At 64.1% G+C, this 17,094-nt stretch carries 15 protein-coding genes; 1 reads left to right on the forward strand and 14 read right to left on the reverse strand.

The window, feature by feature from the left end; translation table 11 throughout:
• The 10 genes from AC2IR1_RS20715 to AC2IR1_RS20760 form a co-directional block, all read right to left on the reverse strand.
• A complete protein-coding gene (locus tag AC2IR1_RS20715; protein WP_486473873.1) occupies nt 1–1,674 on the reverse strand; it encodes a dipeptide ABC transporter ATP-binding protein in 1,674 nt (557 codons plus the stop codon).
• Nucleotides 1,675–1,678: 4 nt separating this feature from the next.
• Entirely contained in the window at nt 1,679–2,551 is an 873-nt protein-coding gene (locus AC2IR1_RS20720; protein WP_486473874.1) for an ABC transporter permease, read from the reverse strand.
• On the reverse strand, nt 2,551–3,579 hold the full coding sequence (locus AC2IR1_RS20725) for an ABC transporter permease (protein ID WP_486473875.1): 1,029 nt from the start codon (nt 3,577–3,579) through the stop codon (nt 2,551–2,553). The genes AC2IR1_RS20720 and AC2IR1_RS20725 overlap by 1 nt, the downstream gene beginning before the upstream one ends.
• A 97-nt stretch (nt 3,580–3,676) precedes the next feature.
• Nucleotides 3,677–5,950: a helix-turn-helix transcriptional regulator gene (locus tag AC2IR1_RS20730; protein WP_486473876.1), complete on the reverse strand. Its 2,274-nt coding sequence runs from the start codon at nt 5,948–5,950 to the stop codon at nt 3,677–3,679.
• A 606-nt stretch (nt 5,951–6,556) separates the two neighbouring features.
• Nucleotides 6,557–7,309: an HpcH/HpaI aldolase family protein gene (locus tag AC2IR1_RS20735; RefSeq protein ID WP_486473877.1), complete on the reverse strand. Its 753-nt coding sequence runs from the start codon at nt 7,307–7,309 to the stop codon at nt 6,557–6,559.
• A gap of 18 nt (nt 7,310–7,327) precedes the next feature.
• Complete coding sequence (gene dctP / locus AC2IR1_RS20740) at nt 7,328–8,347, reverse strand: TRAP transporter substrate-binding protein DctP (RefSeq protein ID WP_486473878.1); 1,020 nt, start codon at nt 8,345–8,347, stop codon at nt 7,328–7,330.
• Between the two features lie 28 nt (nt 8,348–8,375).
• The gene (locus AC2IR1_RS20745) at nt 8,376–9,674 is read right to left on the reverse strand and encodes a TRAP transporter large permease (RefSeq protein ID WP_486473879.1); all 1,299 of its coding nucleotides are present in this window, start codon (nt 9,672–9,674) and stop codon (nt 8,376–8,378) included.
• Nucleotides 9,671–10,186 (reverse strand): TRAP transporter small permease, encoded by a 516-nt coding sequence (locus tag AC2IR1_RS20750; protein WP_486473880.1) that lies wholly within the window; start codon nt 10,184–10,186, stop codon nt 9,671–9,673. The genes AC2IR1_RS20745 and AC2IR1_RS20750 overlap by 4 nt, the downstream gene beginning before the upstream one ends.
• Nucleotides 10,183–10,866, reverse strand: coding sequence for an RraA family protein (locus tag AC2IR1_RS20755; RefSeq protein ID WP_486473881.1), 684 nt, complete (start codon nt 10,864–10,866; stop codon nt 10,183–10,185). Before AC2IR1_RS20755 ends, AC2IR1_RS20750 begins: the two co-directional genes overlap by 4 nt.
• Before the next feature lie 12 nt (nt 10,867–10,878).
• Nucleotides 10,879–11,673, reverse strand: coding sequence for a carbon-nitrogen hydrolase family protein (locus tag AC2IR1_RS20760; RefSeq protein WP_486473882.1), 795 nt, complete (start codon nt 11,671–11,673; stop codon nt 10,879–10,881).
• A gap of 107 nt (nt 11,674–11,780) precedes the next feature.
• Here AC2IR1_RS20760 and AC2IR1_RS20765 point away from each other — a divergent pair, with 107 nt between their 5' ends.
• Nucleotides 11,781–12,764, forward strand: coding sequence for a LysR family transcriptional regulator (locus AC2IR1_RS20765; protein ID WP_486473883.1), 984 nt, complete (start codon nt 11,781–11,783; stop codon nt 12,762–12,764).
• 26 nt (nt 12,765–12,790) lie between these two features.
• Here AC2IR1_RS20765 and AC2IR1_RS20770 read toward each other — a convergent pair whose 3' ends face one another.
• The 4 genes from AC2IR1_RS20770 to AC2IR1_RS20785 form a co-directional block, all read right to left on the reverse strand.
• The gene (locus tag AC2IR1_RS20770) at nt 12,791–14,167 is read right to left on the reverse strand and encodes an FAD-binding oxidoreductase (RefSeq protein ID WP_486473884.1); all 1,377 of its coding nucleotides are present in this window, start codon (nt 14,165–14,167) and stop codon (nt 12,791–12,793) included.
• The gene (locus AC2IR1_RS20775; RefSeq protein ID WP_486473885.1) at nt 14,164–15,453 is read right to left on the reverse strand and encodes a TRAP transporter large permease; all 1,290 of its coding nucleotides are present in this window, start codon (nt 15,451–15,453) and stop codon (nt 14,164–14,166) included. The genes AC2IR1_RS20770 and AC2IR1_RS20775 overlap by 4 nt, the downstream gene beginning before the upstream one ends.
• Before the next feature lie 4 nt (nt 15,454–15,457).
• Nucleotides 15,458–15,967 (reverse strand): TRAP transporter small permease, encoded by a 510-nt coding sequence (locus AC2IR1_RS20780; protein ID WP_486473886.1) that lies wholly within the window; start codon nt 15,965–15,967, stop codon nt 15,458–15,460.
• A 63-nt stretch (nt 15,968–16,030) separates the two neighbouring features.
• Entirely contained in the window at nt 16,031–17,026 is a 996-nt protein-coding gene (locus AC2IR1_RS20785) for a TRAP transporter substrate-binding protein (protein WP_486473887.1), read from the reverse strand.
• Nucleotides 17,027–17,094: the final 68 nt, after the last annotated feature.

Genomic DNA, 17,094 nt, shown 5'->3' on the forward strand with positions numbered 1-17,094 from the left:
TCATGCCGCCGAGGACACGAGGAACCTTTGTTTTTCTTCTGGCGTGACCTTGGGCTTCATCGCTTCCTCGGCGTCGGTGACGACGGGGATCGCGGCGATGAGCGCCCGGGTGTAGGGATGCGTGGGGTTGGCGAAGACCTCGGACGGTCTTCCCTGTTCGACCATCTCGCCCTTGAACATGACCGAGATGCGGCTGCAGAAGTTGCGCATCAGCGAGAGGTCGTGACTGATGAAGAGGTAGGTCAGGCCCAGCTCGTCCCGCAGCTCTTCGAGCAGCGCGATGACGCGCTTCTGCACGCTGACGTCCAGCGCCGAGGTCGGCTCGTCCAGGACGATCAGGCGCGGGTCGGCGGCCAGGGCACGGGCGATGGCCACGCGCTGCTTCTGCCCGCCCGAAAGCTCGTGCGGGAAACGCGCGACAAAGCTGCGGGGCAGGTCGACCCGTTCCAGCAGTTCTTCCGTCCGCCGGTGCCGGTCCTTCGGATCCAGGCCCGCAAAGCGCAGGGGCACGTCCAGCGTCTGGCCCACGGTGCGCTTCGGGTTCAGCGAGGTGCCCGGGTTCTGGTAGACGATCTGCGCCAGACGGCGATCGGCCCGTCCGCCGGTGTCCGACAGCGGACGCCCGTCGATGAAGACGCGCCCCTCGCTGGGCTGCATGATCCCCATGACCATCCGCGCCAGCGTGGTCTTGCCCGATCCGCTTTCACCGGCAAGGCCGAAGATCTCGCCGCGGGCGATGTTCAGGTCGACACCGCGCACCGCCTGCGTCACCTCGTCCGGACGCAGCAGCCGCTTGCGGCTGAAGGTCTTGGTGACCGCCTTCAGTTCGACCAGCGGGGCGCCTTCCGAAACGTGCTGATCCTTGACCCCGGGGCCGTAAAGCGGCGGGATCGCATCCACCAGGTCGCGGGCATAGGCGGTCTTCGGGGCCTCGAAAATGCGCCGCAGGGGCCCGCTTTCCACGATCTCGCCCTTGTTCATGACATAGACATCGTCGGCCGTCGCCCGCACCACGCCCAGGTTGTGGGTGATCATCAGATGCGTCAGCCCCTCGTCGATGACCAGCTTGTTGATCAGGCGCAGGATTTCGTCCTGTGTCGTCACGTCGAGCGCGGTGCCCGGCTCGTCCGAGATCAGCAGCGCCGGGCGGTTCATCAGGGCCAGGGCGATCAGCACGCGCTGGCGCATGCCGCCCGAAAGCTCTGCCGGGTAGGCGGCAACGACGCGGGCGGGATCGGCCAGCTGCACCTTGCGCAGGATCTCCGCGATGCGGGCCGCCCGGTCCTTGCGGCCGGTCGGACGTCCGGCGCGGCGGTCGGCCCAGTAGAGCACGTCGTCGAGGTGGCGCCCGATGGTGAAGACCGGATTGAAGGAGGACAGCGGATCCTGCATGACCACGGACATCTCGATGCCCTTCAGGGCCTCGCGCTGGCCGGTGGTCTTCTTCAGCAGGTCCTCGCCCCGCCAGAGGATCTGGCCACTGTCCACGCGCGCATTGCCGGGCAGCGTGTTCAGCACCGCCTTCGAGGTCACGGACTTCCCCGATCCCGTCTCGCCGATCAGGGCGACGCGCTGGCCTTCCTCGATGGTCAGGGACAGGTTGCGCAGCGCCTGCTGCGTACGGCCGTAGGAAGTGAACGACAGGTTCAGGTTGCGGATGTCGAGCAATGCCATGGGATCAGACCTCCACGTCGAACATGTCGCGCAGGCCGTCGCCCAGCAGGTTGAAGCCAAGCGTGGCATAGAAGATCGCCAGACCGGGGAAGAGCACGCCCCACCACATCTCGGGCAGGAACTGCCGCCCGTCGGCGACCATGGTGCCAAGGTCCGGCGTGGGCGGGCGCACGCCCAGGCCGAGGAAGGACAGCGTCGCGCCGAAAAGGATGATGAAGGCCGCGTCGAGCGTCGTCTTGACCGAGATGACAGAGATGCAGTTGGGCAGGATCTCCCGCATCAGGATATGCCAGTGGCTTGCGCCTGCCAGCCGGGCGGCCTCGATGTAATCCTCGGCCGCGACGGATTTGGACACGCGGTAGACCAGCCGGGCGTGCCAGGTCCACCACAGCAGGGTGATGGCGAACATCGCGGTGACGAGGTTCGGGTTCAGCACGTTGCCCACGGCCAGCGCCATGACCAGCGGCGGGATCGCCAGCATCACGTTCGTGAACCCGGTGATCAGCGCCTCGATCCGGCCCGAGAAGTAGCCCGCGACCAGCCCCAGTGCGCCACCGACCGGCACCGCCACGATCAGCACGCCGACGACCAGCAGAAGCGAGACGCGGAAGCCGAAGATCACGCGGGTGAAGATGTCACGGCCCACCTTGTCGGCCCCGAACCAGTAGGTCGCGTCAGGTGCGTGGTGCTTGTTGCGGAAGTCGATCACGGCGCCGACGTGGTCGGGAAAGCGCGCGATGAAGGGCGCGAAGATCGCCATCACGATCACCGAGATCACCATCAGCGCGCCGATCACGGCCACGGGGTTGGCACGGAACCGCAGCCAGGCCATCCGGCGCGCGCTGAGGATTTCGGTCTGTTCCTCTATCAGGGCCATCAGCGGGACTCCTTCATGCGCAGGCGGGGGTCGATCAGGCCGATCAGCACGTCGATCAGCAGGTTGGCGACGACGAAGAAGCACCCCGAGACGAGGACCACGGCCATGACCGCGTTCAGGTCCTTCTGCAGGATCGCCTCGAGGCCGGCAGAGGCGAAGCCGCCCCAGGAAAAGATCAGCTCGACCACGAAGGCGTTGCCGATCAGCGACGCGAATTCGAGCCCCATGATCGTCAGCGGCGCGATGGCGCTGAGCTTGAACAGGTAGCGGAAGGTCACCACGCGGCCGGGCACACCGAAGGACCGCAGCGTCTGCACATGGTCGCGGCGCTGATGTTCGATCATCGCCGAACGGGTGATGCGCATGATCTGCCCGATGCCAGACATGGCCAGCGCGATCGCGGGGAAGGCAAGGTGCTGCAGCGCCGAGAGCGTCACGTCGAGCCGCCCGGTGAGCAGCCCGTCGAGCGTGTAGAGACCGGTGGGTCCGTCAAAGCCCGAAAGCGCGTTGTCCAGCCGTCCCAGGATTGGCCAGCTCACCAGGAAATAGGCGGCGAAAAGCTGCAGCAGGATGGCGAAGAGAAAGCTCGGCATCGTCACGCCAAGAAGCGACACGATGCGCAGCAGCGTATCCGCCCATGTGTTGCGATAGCGCGCGGCCAGCACCCCCAGCGGCAGCCCGAAGAGCAGCATCAGGACCAGCGTCGCCAGCACAAGTTCCAGCGTCGCGGGCAGGATCGCCGCGATATCCTGCGCGACCGGCCGCCCCGAGATCAGCGAGATGCCGAAATCGCCCTGCACCGCGTTTGCGAGGAAATGCACGAACTGCTGCGGCAGCGGGTCGTCCAGGCCCATCTCGCTGCGCAGCTGCGCGACCTGGTCTGCCGAAGCGGTCGGGCCAAGCGCGATGCGCGCCGGGTCACCGGGAACGACCCGGGCCAGGACGAATATCATCAGCGCCAGCACCAAAAGGACGCCGGCGAAGCCGACGATGCGTTTCAGCAGGAATTGCGCGAAACCTGGTCCCATTCCGATCTCCGTCTGAGAAGTTCAGGAGCAGGGTTCCATCTGGCTGCCACGATTAGAAGGCTAGCCGGGGATAGGTTTCGTACGAATAGGGATAGGTTCAGGGCGTGATCAGGTTTGCCGTCACCGCACGGTTCACGGCCTCGCGCCGGTTCGCGGCACCCAGCTTGCGGTAGAGGTTCCTGAGGTGGAATTTCACCGTAGGCAGGCTGACGTCCATCTCCCGCGCGATGTCCTTGTTCGCGCAGCCCTCTGCCAGAAGCAGCAGCGCCCGGTGTTCCTGCACAGACAGATCCCCCTCGGGCGTGCGCCGGACCCGGCGCCGGCGCAGCCCGCGCGGCAGCTCGATGTCCTTCATCGGCCCCGCCTGCATCCGGGCATCGTCCAGCAGCGGCAGAACGAAGATCCTCTCTTCGATCAGCGGCGCGTGAACCTGCCGGGCGGTGCAGCTTGCAATCGTCTCGGCCAAAAGACGTCGCGCAAGCGGAAGCTCCGAACGGCGGCGGGCGACCCAGGCCTGCCAGATCTGCACGCACTGCCGGTTCCGCCAGGACAGCGCGCGATTTTCGGACAGGGCAGCCAGCCTTTCGGGAATGTCAGGCGCGCGGGGCGTCTCGTAGCATTGCTGCCTGAGCCAGAGCAGGGCCTTGGTCACATCTTCGGGCGCTGCGAGGTAGCGGAGGTTTTCACCCGCACTGTCGATCCAGATCCGGCCGATCCGGCCTGCCATCTCCTCCAGCAGCATGCGGGCCTCGCGCCACCTTTGCGCGGTCTGAAGGACGGCGACCCGGCGCTGTTCGATCAGCACGCGGTAGCGCCTGGTCCGCCAGCCCTTTTGCCGCCAGCTTTCGAGGTAGTCGAGCGCGGCAGGCAGCCCCGAAAGCTCCAGCAGGGCGTCCGCACCATGCGCCATGGCCTGATCGGCGATATTGGGCCAGATCTCCCCATGGGAGAAATTGGCGAACTCGCGCTGCGCGAAATCGGCCATGGGATGGGGGTCGCCGTGTTCATAGGCGACGACGGCACGCAGCAGGCTGAGAAATCGGTCGTCCTGCGGTGCCTCGAAAGGCGTCTGGGCAAGGCAATCTTCCGCCGCGGCAAGGTCCGGGCGTGCCTGGTCCGCATGCCCTTCGATCACGCGCATGATCGCCCGGTGAAGGTGGATGTAGAAACACAGATAGGGGGCGCCGGCATAGCTCTCCAGCGCCTGCTCGGCCGCAACCTCGGCCTCGGCGAAGGCACCGTTGTCGATGTAGAAGGAAAGCGCGATGTTGTGGACCGCGCCCCGCATCAGGTGCGCCTCGGTCGGGAGGCGGGCGAGCAGGTCGTAGAGCTCGGCGAGGCGCGCCGCCCTGTCGGGGACATTGGCGTAGACCGCCAGCAGACCGCGCGCCACCAGCAACTCCACGGGGACTTCTTCGGCGAAGGGGACGGGACGGGAAAAATCGACCAGTCGCGGCCCACCCCATTTCGCCAGCAGATGCTGCGCGCGCGCCGTGTCCCCCTTCTTGACCGCCACCATGAAGTCGAGCGAAGCGACCAGCGGTTCGGGCCCTTCGCCGATGGCGGTGTGGATGTCGCCGGCAAGATCCGCCCCGACGAGGTGGGGAAGGTGCATCCCCCCGTAGCGTTCGAGCATGGCCAGGGCACGACGCCGGTGCCCGACCATCGCCGCCTCCCGGATCGCATGCGCCGGATCGCCGGCGCGTTCCATCAGGTCAAGGCTGGCCGGGGTCGCGGGCAGCTCCGACAGCGCCTCTCGCAGAAGGGCGGCAAGCGGATCCCGGGTGTCGGACAGCCTGTCCAGCAATGGCGCAAGTTCCGCAATTGCCGTGCCGTAGCTGGCCGGGATCTTCGCATCGGCAAGCGGGCCGGCACGGCATGCCGAGATCAGCAGGTCCAGGGCCGCGGGCGAAAGAGAGGTCGTCAGCGCCTCCTGTATCCATCCCAGCACCGAGGCCCGGGGCAGCCCGCGGTCGAGGGCATCTGCCACCATAGGCCATCCGTAGGCCGAAACCTCCGCCGGCAGAAACAAGTCGGCCGTGGTGATCAGCAGCGTGTCCCGACGCAGCACATCGGAGGCAAGGCCGCCGAGGTCGCTCGGGCGGGCGGCGATCATCAGGCGGCCGGGGGCTTCGGGCAGTCGCGCCGGCAGAGGGCCGATGCTGTCCACGATGACAGTCCCGCGAATGGGGTCCGGCATGGCGTTCGAGACTTCGATCCCCCAGAGCCGGGCGAGCTCCATCGCCAGCAATGTCTTCCCGCAGCCAGGCAGCGCGGAAACGATGACACGAGACACGCCCGACGCATCAATGCGCGCTGCCAGGGATCGGATCTCGTCAGGTAAATGCACGTCGGTTCCCGTATCAGCCATCCCCTCGCACAGTGAGGATCCGGCGCTGCCAGCTAAACGCTCCACCCGCTGAAGGACAATACGCCAGGGGCCGGTCGCATGCGCTTCTCAACATGTTCCGGCTTGGACGCCAACAGGTTGATCCAGGATTCATCTCTGCCTTCCGGGTGAAGCATTGCTCCCCAGTCCCGGATGTTTCGACAGATTTCGGGGCCATTGAAGCTGCTCACTGCTGCGCCAGGTAGGTTTCAATCCTTTTGAAACAGGACAGGGCGGGCGGCTTTACCTTGAGCAGCGCGCTCGTCATCGGCCTCGGACCATTGGCTGATAAAGCCGCGCTCCACCGGGGTCATGGTCGGGTGCGACAGCCCGCTCGGACACAGGGCATTCATACTTCCCGGCTTCCAGCGCCAAACACGCCTTCGCCCCCCGTGTCGTGGTTCCTGCATGTCGACATCTCCTGATGGCCTGATTTCTGGAGCCCGGCCGTCGTCAGATCATCGCTAACGTCACTGCAAGTTTTTGCCGGGGCGCTAACACGGCGGGGTTCCCGCAAGGCCACGAGTGATCGTCACAGGATGACGCCCGCCCCCTTTCGGGACGAGCGCCATGTCACACAAGAGCGGCTCAGAGAGTGCCGCTTTCGGCGTGCAGTTCACCGGCAAGTTGCGCGACGGCACCGCCCATGAACAACATTTCCATTCCGGAGAAGATGAAGTCCGCGCCCAGCTCTTCCATCGCGAACCTCCGTTCGGGCGCCGTCCAGGCCGGGAATGCAAGGAGCTTGCCCGCCTTCTTTGCCGCCGATGCCATCGTACGGATATCTTCCCAGTCGCCGGGCTTGGCCGTGTACATACCGCGATTCCGGCGGAGCGAAAGATCGGTCGGACCAGGATAGATGCCATCCACGGTGTCCAGGTTCGCGATCTTCTCCACGTCTCGCAGGGCACCTGCGGTTTCGATCATGGCAAAGCAGCGGATCTTTCTGTCAGTCTCGCCGAACCACTCATCGGGGCGCCCCTGGTAGCCCATGGCACGGCCACCAGCCAGGCTCCTGTCCCCGGTCGGCGGGAACTTGGTGAAGGACGTCACTTCCCTTGCATGCTCGTAAGACTGGATGTGCGGGATCATCACGCCATCAGCCCCGAAGTCGAGCACGGTCTGGATCGGGCTGCGCTCGGGCGCCAGGACCTTGACGTAAACCTCGAACCCGAGGCCCTTCAGGAAGGGAATAAAGGCGTGCAGTGTCTCATGGCCAAACGGGCCATGCTCGACATCCAGGATCGCGCGTTTGAACCCGTTCAGCGCCAGCACCTCGGCGAGCTGCCATTGCGGCGTGGTGAACCAGAAACCCATAAGGGGATCAGAAAATTCGGTCATGGTCTTCAACTTTCAGTATCACTTGTTCGCGGCGACGATCTGCTCGATCTGCGAAACGAGCTTGGCGTCGATGCGTTCTTTCCAGTCTTCGTAGACAGGCTTGATGACGCCGCGGAACGCATTCAGTTGCTCGGCAGTCGGATCGGTCAGGGTCACGCCGAATTCCCCGGCCTTGGCCTTCAGCTGATTGGTATAGTCGCGCACCTCGGCGATATTCTCTGACCCCGCCTTGATGCCGGCCTGACGAACGATTTCGCGATCTTCTTCGCTCCAGCTGTTCCAGACGCGCGGGTTCACGGCGAAGAGCAGGATCTCGTTCATATAGTTCCAGGACGTCATATGCGTCTGACCCAGCTTGTAGAGCTCGGCCATGAAGAACGTCTCGACCGAGTTCTCGCCACCGTCGACCGCGCCTGATGCCATGGCAGTCTGTGCATCAGCCCAGTTCATGGTGACCGGATTGGCCCCGAGCGCCTCGAACACGTCACCCATCATCGGGTTCGGAACGACGCGGAACTTGAGACCCGCGAAGTCATCGGGTGTCACCAGATCGCGGGTCGAGCAATGAACCTGCCGGAACCCGGTCTCGCCGATCGCGATAGGTTCGGCACCGCCGTCGCGAACCTTGTCGTAGTAAGCGGCCATGAAGTCGGCATTGCCGAGAACGGCATCGAGATCCGCCTCGCTGTCGAATTCGAAAGGCAGCGTGAAACAGCCCAGGCCGCGCACGGTCCCGGCCCAGTTGCCGGGCGCCCCGAGCAGCAGATCGATGTCGCCCTGACGCATTGCGGCGAATTCCTTCGTCTGGTCACCCTGGACCAGCGAGGCACCGGGATAAAGCTGGATATTGATGCGCCCATCCGTGCCCTCGGTGACGTAGCGGGCCCAGTTCTCGGCGGCACGTCCCCAGGCAAAGGACGGAGGCAGAACGGTGGAAAGACGGTATTCATCCCGGTACCCTGCGGCGCGCAGTACGGCCGGGCTTGCTATCAGGGCCGCAGCGGCGGTCGCAGATTTCAAAATGTCACGGCGGTTCATGTGAAGTCCTCTCTGTCTTTCTTCTTGATCAGTAGTTGAAATATTCGGGCAGCCAGAGCGCGAGGCCCGGGAAGGCGATCACCAACAGGACGGCAACGCAGAAGCTCAGCACGAACCAGAAGGACCAGTAGGCGGTCTTCTCGACGCTGATCCCCGCAATGCGGCAGGTGACGAGCAGGTTGGCAGCCATGGGCGGAGTGAAGGTGCCGATGCAGATTGCCATGGTGGCCAGGATGCCGAACCACACAGGATGCCAGTCGAAGACCGACAGCAGCGGCGCGAAGAGCGGCAGGAAGATCAGGAAGATCGACACGCCATCCACGACGATCCCGATCACCAGCAGGAATGCCATCAGCAGAAGCAGCGTTCCTATCCGTCCCAGCTCAAGACCGACGACCCAGTCGACCAGGGGGCCCGCTACGTTAAGCGTGGTCACCGCATAGGCAAAGATGCTGGCCATCGCGATCACGAACATCACGATACCCGAGGTTTCGGCTGCTTCCCGGAAAAGCTCCGGGAGATCACGCAAGCTGAGCGTACGGTAGATGAACAGTCCGACGATCAGTCCGTAGACCACCGCAATCACCGCGGCCTCCGTCGGGGTGAACAACCCCAGGCGCATGCCGCCCAGGATCAGCACCGGCGTCATGAGGCCCCAGAATGCGCGCTTGAAGCTTGGCCACAGCGGGTCCGCAGAAAGCGTCACTTCGCCCTCTCCGTAGCCGTGCCACCGGCTCAGCAGGATCGCAGGGACGACCAGAGCCAACGCCGCGAGCAAGCCGGGCAGGACCCCTGCCGCGAACATCGCAGGCACATTGGCCCCCGGAATGGTAATCGAATAGACAATCAGCGACAGCGACGGCGGAACCAGAATTTCCAAGGAGGTGGCCGCACCGATGACCGTTGCCGAAAACGCGCGTCCATAGCCTGCTTTCAGCATGGGAGCCATCATCACGCCGCCCACGGCTGCGGCGCCTGCCACTGCTGACCCAGAGATGCCCCCCATGATCACGGCGACCAGGATGGCCACGACCGGCATTGTCCCGCGACGACGTCCTAGAAGGGCCGAAGCGAATGTGACAATCCGCTCCGCGACACCGGATTTTTCGAAGATAACCCCCACCAGGATGAAAAGGGGTAGCGCGAGAAGCGGGTATTTCGCGACACCGGCGAGAGCGTTCTGCCCTCCGGCGACGAGACCGAACCAGGGCCGATCAAAACTGTCGATGCCGATGGCGACAAGACCCGCCACCCCAAGACTTGCCGCGACCGGAAGACCGATCGCCATGAAGATCGCGAAAGCGCCGGCGAGAATAAGCGTGATCATTCCGGCGCCCCCTTTTCATCATCGTCCTGCACGGACAGAAGCCCCTGCAGGGATCGAAGGGTTAGAAGGGCTGTCAGAACAGTCAGGACAGCCGTGAACGGCCAGCGCTTCATATCGACCGACGACATGAGCTCGCCCCAACGGAACTCGTCAAAGCAGATCTTGCCAAACAGCACCGTCAGCCCGAGGCCCAGCACCGCCATGGCCAGAAAGCTGCACCTTTTCAGCCATACCCGCCGGCGACCGACAGCCTTGCCATAGATAGCCTCGACCCGGATGTGCCTGTCGTCGCGCGTTACCCTGGCGATCCCCGCGAACAGCAGCACTCCCATGGCCGCCACCGTGAATTCCTCGCTCCAGCCGAACGAAAAGGTGCTGAAGTAGCGCACCAGGACGTTCGCGAAAGTGACGACCACGATGAACAGCATGCACAGCGCGGCCAGGATCTCTTCGGGGAGCCAGTTGCGCGGCGTGTCCTTCTCATCCTCTATGCCGTTCGCCGGATCCGTCACTTCACAGCCTCCCCCGCGAGACTGATCGCATCCTCGATACGGGTCGAAGCGCCTGAGAGCGTGCCGAGTTTCGTCCCCGCACGCATCTTTTCAAGCGCATCGATTTCAAACTCTTGCATGGCCAGCGCCTGACGGCCGAGCGCTTCTGCCTTCGTCGGATCCAGCACGAGAACGCCGGAGTCGTCGGCGAGGACCAGGTCCCCGGGACGAACAACCTGCCCGGCGACACTGATGGGCACGTTCATGCTGCCGTCGAGGCCAAGCTGTTTCGTCGTGATCGGCGACACGCCAGACGCCCAGGCAGGGAAGCCCGTCGCCTGGAATTCCGAAATGTCCGTCACGGGGCCATCAATGACGGCACCTGCCAGTTGCCCGAGGGCAGCGGCATTGGTCACCATCCCTCCCCAGCAGGCATGACGTGCGTCACCCAGCCTCTCGACCACGATGACATCCCCGGGGCGTGCCATGCTCACCGCATGGTGCAACATCACGGAATCCATCGCCGGAATGCTCACGGTCACCGCGCAACCGACAATATGATGGCCGGGCTGGACGGGCTTGATCTGCGGCCCCATGAAGCCGGAATGCAGGATATGCCCAATCGTCGCGGTCTCGACTTTGGAAAATAGTTCTACGAGTGCCGCAGGAAGCTCCTGCGGCATCGGTTTGACTTCGAACATCGTAAACTCCCGTTAGAGTACGTGGTGGTTCTGGACTGGGATCCGCATGCGGATCGTTTCCATGTAGCTGCGATCCAGGTCTGCCGTGACGCCACAGACGAGGTCGGACGCCTTCGCGGTAACTTGGCCCCAGGGATCGCAGATCATCGAATTGCCGTAGAGCTTGATATGACCGCCGACAGCTTCGTTGACCTGACCGGCTGCACCAAGGTAGCACCCCGTCTCGATCGCGCGCGCACGCAGAAGCGGTTCCCAATGGGCACGCCCCGTTTCGCGCATGAAGGCAGAGGGCACCATCAGCAGCTCTGCGCCCATGTCGCGGAGCTTTCGGTAGAGTTCGGGGAAACGCATGTCGTAGCAGATCGTGCAGCCAACGGTCCAACCTGCAACCTTGTACACCAGAGGTTCAGTGCCACGCGCGATGATGTCGGATTCCCGCACGCCGGAACCATCCGGCAGATCAACATCGAAAAGGTGGATCTTGCTGTAACGTGCCAGCTCGGAACCGTCCGCGCCGTGGACCACCGTGGTGTTGTAGGTCTTGCCGTCGCGCAGCTCTGCCAGAGACCCCGCGTGAATCGCGATGCCGATCTCGCGCGCCAGCTCGGACATCCAGCCGTTCACGTCGTCGAAGAAAGCCCCAGCGGCCTGCTGCTCCTTCGAGTTCTCACCCATGAAGGCGTAGTATTCCGGGGTGCCGATCAGATCCGGTTTCAGCTCTGCAGCACGCAGGATCTGTTCCCGAAGGACAGCCTTGTTGGCCTCAAGATCGTTGCGGGGATTATTCTGAATAAGGGTAAGGCGCATGGTGTTCTCCTTCGCTGTAGAGAAGTCGGGCCTTTCGAGACCCAACACAATTGAAATAAAATCTGCCTTTTGGTACGATTTTCACGAACCATCATTCCTGAGCAGACTTGATTGAAGCCTTTCCGATGAATCTGCGAGCGATAGAGACCTTTGTCTGGGCAGCCAGGCTCGGAAGCTTCAGAAAAGCGGCCGACAAGATGAACAGCACCTTGACGACAGTCTCCGCGCGCATTTCCGCGCTGGAGCAGGAATTGGGAGTCGAACTGTTCATTCGAAAGCCGCGAGGCGTCGAACTGTCCTCGAAAGGGCGGGAAGCCCTGCCCTATGCGGAGGCAGTCACCATCGCCGGCGCGACCTTCGAAAGCCGCATCGCCGACTCGGCGAAGCTTCTGGGGCATGTCAGGCTCGGCATCATCGACACGGCCACTGTCGCGATCCTGCCGAAACTTCTGGTCCAGCTGCGCAACACCTTTCCGAACCTCGACATCGACCTGCGCTCCGGCACGTCTTCGGAACTCGCAACGCTGCTGGAGCAGGGCGAACTGGACCTTGCCGTCATCATCCGGAGTATCGCGGTGCCCGGGATGAAGGACCTGCCACTGATGCGCATGGCCCTGCGATGGATCGCGCCGACTGCCCTCAGCCAGGGCCGGAAACGGATGAGCGCGGTGGAGCTTTCCCAGCACCCCATCCTGTCTTTTTCTCCGGACACGGAACAGCATCGGCGCATCGTCGGCCTGATGGCCGGCACGTCCTCCCGGCGCGGGATCTATGCAGGTCCCTCGATGGCTGCGGTCCTCCAATTGCTCGAAAACAACTTCGGGATCGCTGCCCTGCCCCCGTCCCTGGTGGTGGAACAGATTGCAAATGGCCAGCTGACGATCATCGAGTCCGAGGCCGACCTCCCCCCACTCGATACGAAGGTCGTCTGGATGGAGGGGCCGAACGGGCCGCTCATGCATAAACTCGCGGAAACAATCCGGACGGCAGCGGAATTGTCGATTGCCTTCCAGAACAAGGACTACATCACCCTCCTGCCCCTCGCCCCTGCGGGCGAGGCGGACAGAAGTGTCTGTTCGGAAGGCCCCTGAGGTCCTCGTCACAGCGCGTGCCTGGATCAGCCAGCGGTCTGAAGAAGCTTCCCGGGGTTCAGAATGCCCCTCGGGTCCAGGGAACGCTTGATACGCTGCATTGCCTCCAGCTCCCCAGATGTGCGCGACAGGGACAACCAGTCCCGCTTGTCCAGGCCAACACCATGTTCCGCAGAGATGGATCCCTCCAGGTGCCCGACCAGCCCCAGCACGTCCCGCTTGATATCGGCGTGGGGCAGCTCGGCTCCGCGACTGGCAACAGCGACGTGTAAATTGCCGTCTCCGAGGTGTCCGAAACAAAGGAAATCCGCATCCGGCACGAGCTTTCGAACAGCAATCTCACAGGCGTTGACGAAGGTCTGCATATTGTCCCGCCGCAGGCTAACGTCAAAAGCGGCCACATCCAGATAGCTGGTCGCCAGCGCCTCGTTGGCCTCGCGCAAGGCCCAGAATTCCTCGATCTGGGCTTCTGACTGCGACAGCAACGCATCCTGAAGAGTGCCGTCCTCGAAACTGGGCTCAAGCACCTCCAGCAACTGCGCCTCCAGCGCGGCCGCGTCGTCACCGACAATCTCGCCCAGCAGGATCAGGCCTTCGGCCGTATCGAAGGGCGTGGAGCCAACAACCTTGCAGGCATACTCATAGTACCCCGGCCAAAGCGCCTCGAAGGCGTGCAGCTGAAGCGCGCTGTCCGAAAGCGTCTTGAGAACATGATAAGCCTGTTCCAACCCCTCGCAGTGCATCAGCACCGCCGCGCGGGCCGGACATTTCGGAACCAGCTTCAGGACCGCAGAGGTCACGATCCCCAGCGTCCCCTCGCTTCCGACGAAAAGCTGCCGCAGGTCGTAGCCGGTGTTGTTCTTCTCCAGGCAGTTCAGCGACCGGATGATGGTGCCATCGGCCAGAACCGCTTCCAGACCCAGGACCTGTGCCCGCATCATGCCGTGATGCAACACATGGACACCGCCCGCGTTGGTGGCGATCATGCCACCGATCTGGCAGCTGCCACGCGCTCCGAAGTCCACAGGGAATTCCAGCCCCGCTTCGGCCGCCGCCTGTTGAAGGTCATGCAATGTCACCCCGGCCTGGACCGTGGCCTGCCGGGCCTCGGCGTCGATCTGCGGGGCTGCTTTCAACCGGGACATGTTGATCACGACGGCATCCCTCATGGGCCTCGCTCCGCCAACCAACCCCGTCAGCCCCCCCTGCGGCACCACGGGAACCCCGGCAGCGTTACACAGGGCAAGCGCGGTCGAAACTTCTTCGACATTGCGTGGCAGGACGACAGCCAGAGGCATGATTTCCTTGCGAGAGGTCCAGTCCCGGTGGAACCGCCGGTCGCTCTGCGGCCCCGCCACGACGACAGCTTCACCCAGAGCGTCCTGAAGAGTCTGGACAATCATTTCAAACCTCCGGTGAAGACGGCAAGCGGGCCGGTCACGATGCCGGGGAAGACCACCAGCAGGACCAGCACGACCATTTCGGCCAGAAGGAAGGGCAGCACGCCGCCCATGACACGGTCGATCCGGGTGCCCGCAACCCCGGCCACCACGTTCAGGACATTGCCGACCGGCGGGGTCAGCAGGCCCAGAGAACCTGCCATGATAAGCACGACACCGAAGTAGATCAGGTCGATCCCCGCCGCCTTGCAGAGCGGAATGACCACCGGCATCAGGATCAGCATCAGCGGGGTGAAATCCAGCACCATGCCCAGCAGCAGCGTCAACACCACCAGCAGGCCCACCATCAGGCGCGGCTGTTCCACCAGCGGCTGCGCCAGCGCCACGATCTGTGCCGGCAGGCTGGCCGTGGTCACGAGCCAGGCCGAAACGGAGGAGGCCGCGATCAGGAACAGCACCGCCGCACTGGTCATCGCCGCATCGGCCAGTGCTTCGTAAAGCTCGCGCAGCGACAGTTCGCGGTAGACGAACATCCCCACCAGCGCCGCGTAGACACAGGCGATCACCGCCGCCTCGGTCGGGGTGAAGATGCCCACCCGCATGCCGCCGATGATCACCACCGGCAGCATCAGCGCCGGGATGCCCTTCCACAGGGCCGTACGGCGCTCCGCCGGGGTGGCCTTCGGCAGGGTTTCGAAATCGCCGCCCCGGCTGGTGAAGCTCCAGGCTCCGACCAGCACCACGGCCATCAGGATGCCGGGCACGATACCCGCCAGGAACATGCCGGTGATCGAGACATTGGCGACAGATCCATAGACCACGAAGGCGATGGAGGGCGGGATGATCGGCGCGATGACACCCCCGGCCGCCAACAGGCCGACGCTGCGGCCCTCAGGGTAGCGCGCGTTGCGCATCATCGGCATCAGGATCGCCGCCAGAGCCGCGCTGTCCGCGATGGCCGAGCCCGAGAGCGAAGCGAGGATCAGCGCCGAGACGATGGCAACATAGCCCAGCCCGCCCTTGCGGTGCCCGAAATAGCCCAAGGCCACGTCGATGATCCGGCGCGACAGCCCGCCGCGGTTCATCAGCTCGCCTGCCAGGATGAAGAAGGGAATGGCCAGCAGCAGGAAGCTGTCGACGCCGAGGATCATGTTCTGCGACACGATCTGCGCGTTGAAGAAGTCGATCTGCAGCATCAGCGCCACGCCGACCAGAAGCAGCACATAGGCGATGGGAATGCCGGCCAGGATGCCCAGCAGCAGGGTCACCAGAAAAGTCGCGATAAGCATGGGATTACTCGATCTCCGACGGTTCGGCGTCAAAGCGGAACCACTCGGCCAGGGTCATCTTTCCAAGCAGAAGCCGCAGCATCCGCCAGGCGGTCACAAGGCCATAGGCAACCGCCCCCAGCAGCCCGGCCACATAGATGCTGGCCACGGGCAGGCCGGTCACCGGCAGGCTGTCGGAGAGGGAAAAGCCGATCTGCCGCCAGGCCCCGATGCCCAGCAAGGCGTCACAGAAGATCATCAGCGCGCCGCCCAGCAGGGCCAGGGCGAACTGCGCCTTGCCCGGCAGCTTCTCCACCGCCAGCGACATCGACAGGTGCCGCCCGCCATGTGCCACCGCGATGGCCGCGCCGAAGACCAGCCAGATCAGCAGCAGGCGCGACAGCTCTTCGGTCAGGACTAGACCGGAGTTGAACAGGAACCGCAGCAGGATGTTGACGAAAACCGCCACCACCAGCACGCCGAGGATGAGAGCCGCAACGCCCCGGACGACACGTTGCAAGGGGGAATAGGTCATGGTCTGCCTAGGATGTCGCTTCGATGCGGCTTCGCCCGACGCTTGCCGGGCGAAGCCGGGGGATTACTTCGCGGCGCCGGCGATGGCCGCCTGCATTTCCGCGTAGAGCGGCGCCAGGTCTTTGGTCACCGCCTTCTCGACCACCGGGGCCACGGCCGCGCGGAAGCCGTCCAGCGCCTCGGGCGAGAGCGCGGGCACCACTTCCATGCCACCCTCGGCCCCGAGGAAGTCCACCGACTCCTTGTCGAAGGCCCGCAGCGCCTTGCGCTCCTCGACGCCGAAATCCTTGGCCGCCTGGATCAAGATCGCCCGCTGGTCTTCCGGCAGCCGCGCCAGCGCCCGCTGGGACCCGACCACGATCATCGCGCCGTAGATGTGGTTCGTCGGGGTGTAGTACTTCTGCACCTCGTAGAACTTCAGCGCGGCAACACCGCCCGGAGGGTTGTCCTGCCCGTCGACCGTGCCGGTCTCCATGGCGGAGTAGAGCTCGGTGAAGGGCATCGGCACCGGGTTGGCGCCAAGCGCCGCGAAGGTGTCGATGAAGACCGGCGCGCCGATGACGCGGATCTTCAGCCCCTTCATGTCCTCGACCGAGGTCACCGGATGCTGCGAGTTGGTCAGCGCGCGGAACCCGTTTTCCCATAGCGCGAGGCCCATCAGCCCCTCGTCTTCCAGCGGTGCCATCATCTTCTCCCCGACCGGGCCGAGGGTCACGGCATCCACTTCGTCGTAGCTGGAGAAGGCAAAGGGCAGATCCAGCAGCGACAGCGCCGGATCCATGTTGGACAGGTTGGTGCTGGCGGTGATCATCAGCTCCTGCAGGCCACCCTGCAGCGCGGAAATCTCCTGCCGCTCGTTACCGAGCTGGCCACCCGGGAAGACCTTGATCTTCAGCTCGCCACCGCTCAGTTCGGCGACGTGGTCGGCAAAGGCCTGCACGGACTGGGAAAACGGATCCTGGCCGGACCCGAAATGGCCGAGCTTCAGCACCGTCTCGGCGTGAAGTCCCTGCGCCATGCAGCCAGCGGCGACGGCAAAGGCGATGAGCGTCTTTTTCATGTGAGAGTTCCCTGTTCTTCGGAGCGTGGTCATGGTTTCTTTCTTGTGACCTCCCGACTAGGCTCCGG

The organism is Pseudooceanicola sp. NS-SX8, assembly GCF_057380755.1.

Bases quoted from the DNA above. Each gene is read 5' to 3' on its own strand.
- AC2IR1_RS20730 (WP_486473876.1), bottom strand. From the start codon at position 5,950: ATGGCTGATACGGGAACCGACGTGCATTTACCTGACGAGATCCGATCC.
- AC2IR1_RS20775 (WP_486473885.1), bottom strand. From the start codon at position 15,453: ATGCTTATCGCGACTTTTCTGGTGACCCTGCTGCTGGGCATCCTGGCC.
- AC2IR1_RS20715 (WP_486473873.1), bottom strand. From the start codon at position 1,674: ATGGCATTGCTCGACATCCGCAACCTGAACCTGTCGTTCACTTCCTAC.
- AC2IR1_RS20770 (WP_486473884.1), bottom strand. From the start codon at position 14,167: ATGATTGTCCAGACTCTTCAGGACGCTCTGGGTGAAGCTGTCGTCGTG.
- AC2IR1_RS20755 (WP_486473881.1), bottom strand. From the start codon at position 10,866: ATGTTCGAAGTCAAACCGATGCCGCAGGAGCTTCCTGCGGCACTCGTA.
- AC2IR1_RS20725 (WP_486473875.1), bottom strand. From the start codon at position 3,579: ATGGGACCAGGTTTCGCGCAATTCCTGCTGAAACGCATCGTCGGCTTC.
- AC2IR1_RS20745 (WP_486473879.1), bottom strand. From the start codon at position 9,674: ATGATCACGCTTATTCTCGCCGGCGCTTTCGCGATCTTCATGGCGATC.
- AC2IR1_RS20780 (WP_486473886.1), bottom strand. From the start codon at position 15,967: ATGACCTATTCCCCCTTGCAACGTGTCGTCCGGGGCGTTGCGGCTCTC.
- AC2IR1_RS20720 (WP_486473874.1), bottom strand. From the start codon at position 2,551: ATGGCCCTGATAGAGGAACAGACCGAAATCCTCAGCGCGCGCCGGATG.
- dctP (WP_486473878.1), bottom strand. From the start codon at position 8,347: ATGAACCGCCGTGACATTTTGAAATCTGCGACCGCCGCTGCGGCCCTG.
- AC2IR1_RS20760 (WP_486473882.1), bottom strand. From the start codon at position 11,673: ATGCGCCTTACCCTTATTCAGAATAATCCCCGCAACGATCTTGAGGCC.
- AC2IR1_RS20785 (WP_486473887.1), bottom strand. From the start codon at position 17,026: ATGAAAAAGACGCTCATCGCCTTTGCCGTCGCCGCTGGCTGCATGGCG.
- AC2IR1_RS20735 (WP_486473877.1), bottom strand. From the start codon at position 7,309: ATGACCGAATTTTCTGATCCCCTTATGGGTTTCTGGTTCACCACGCCG.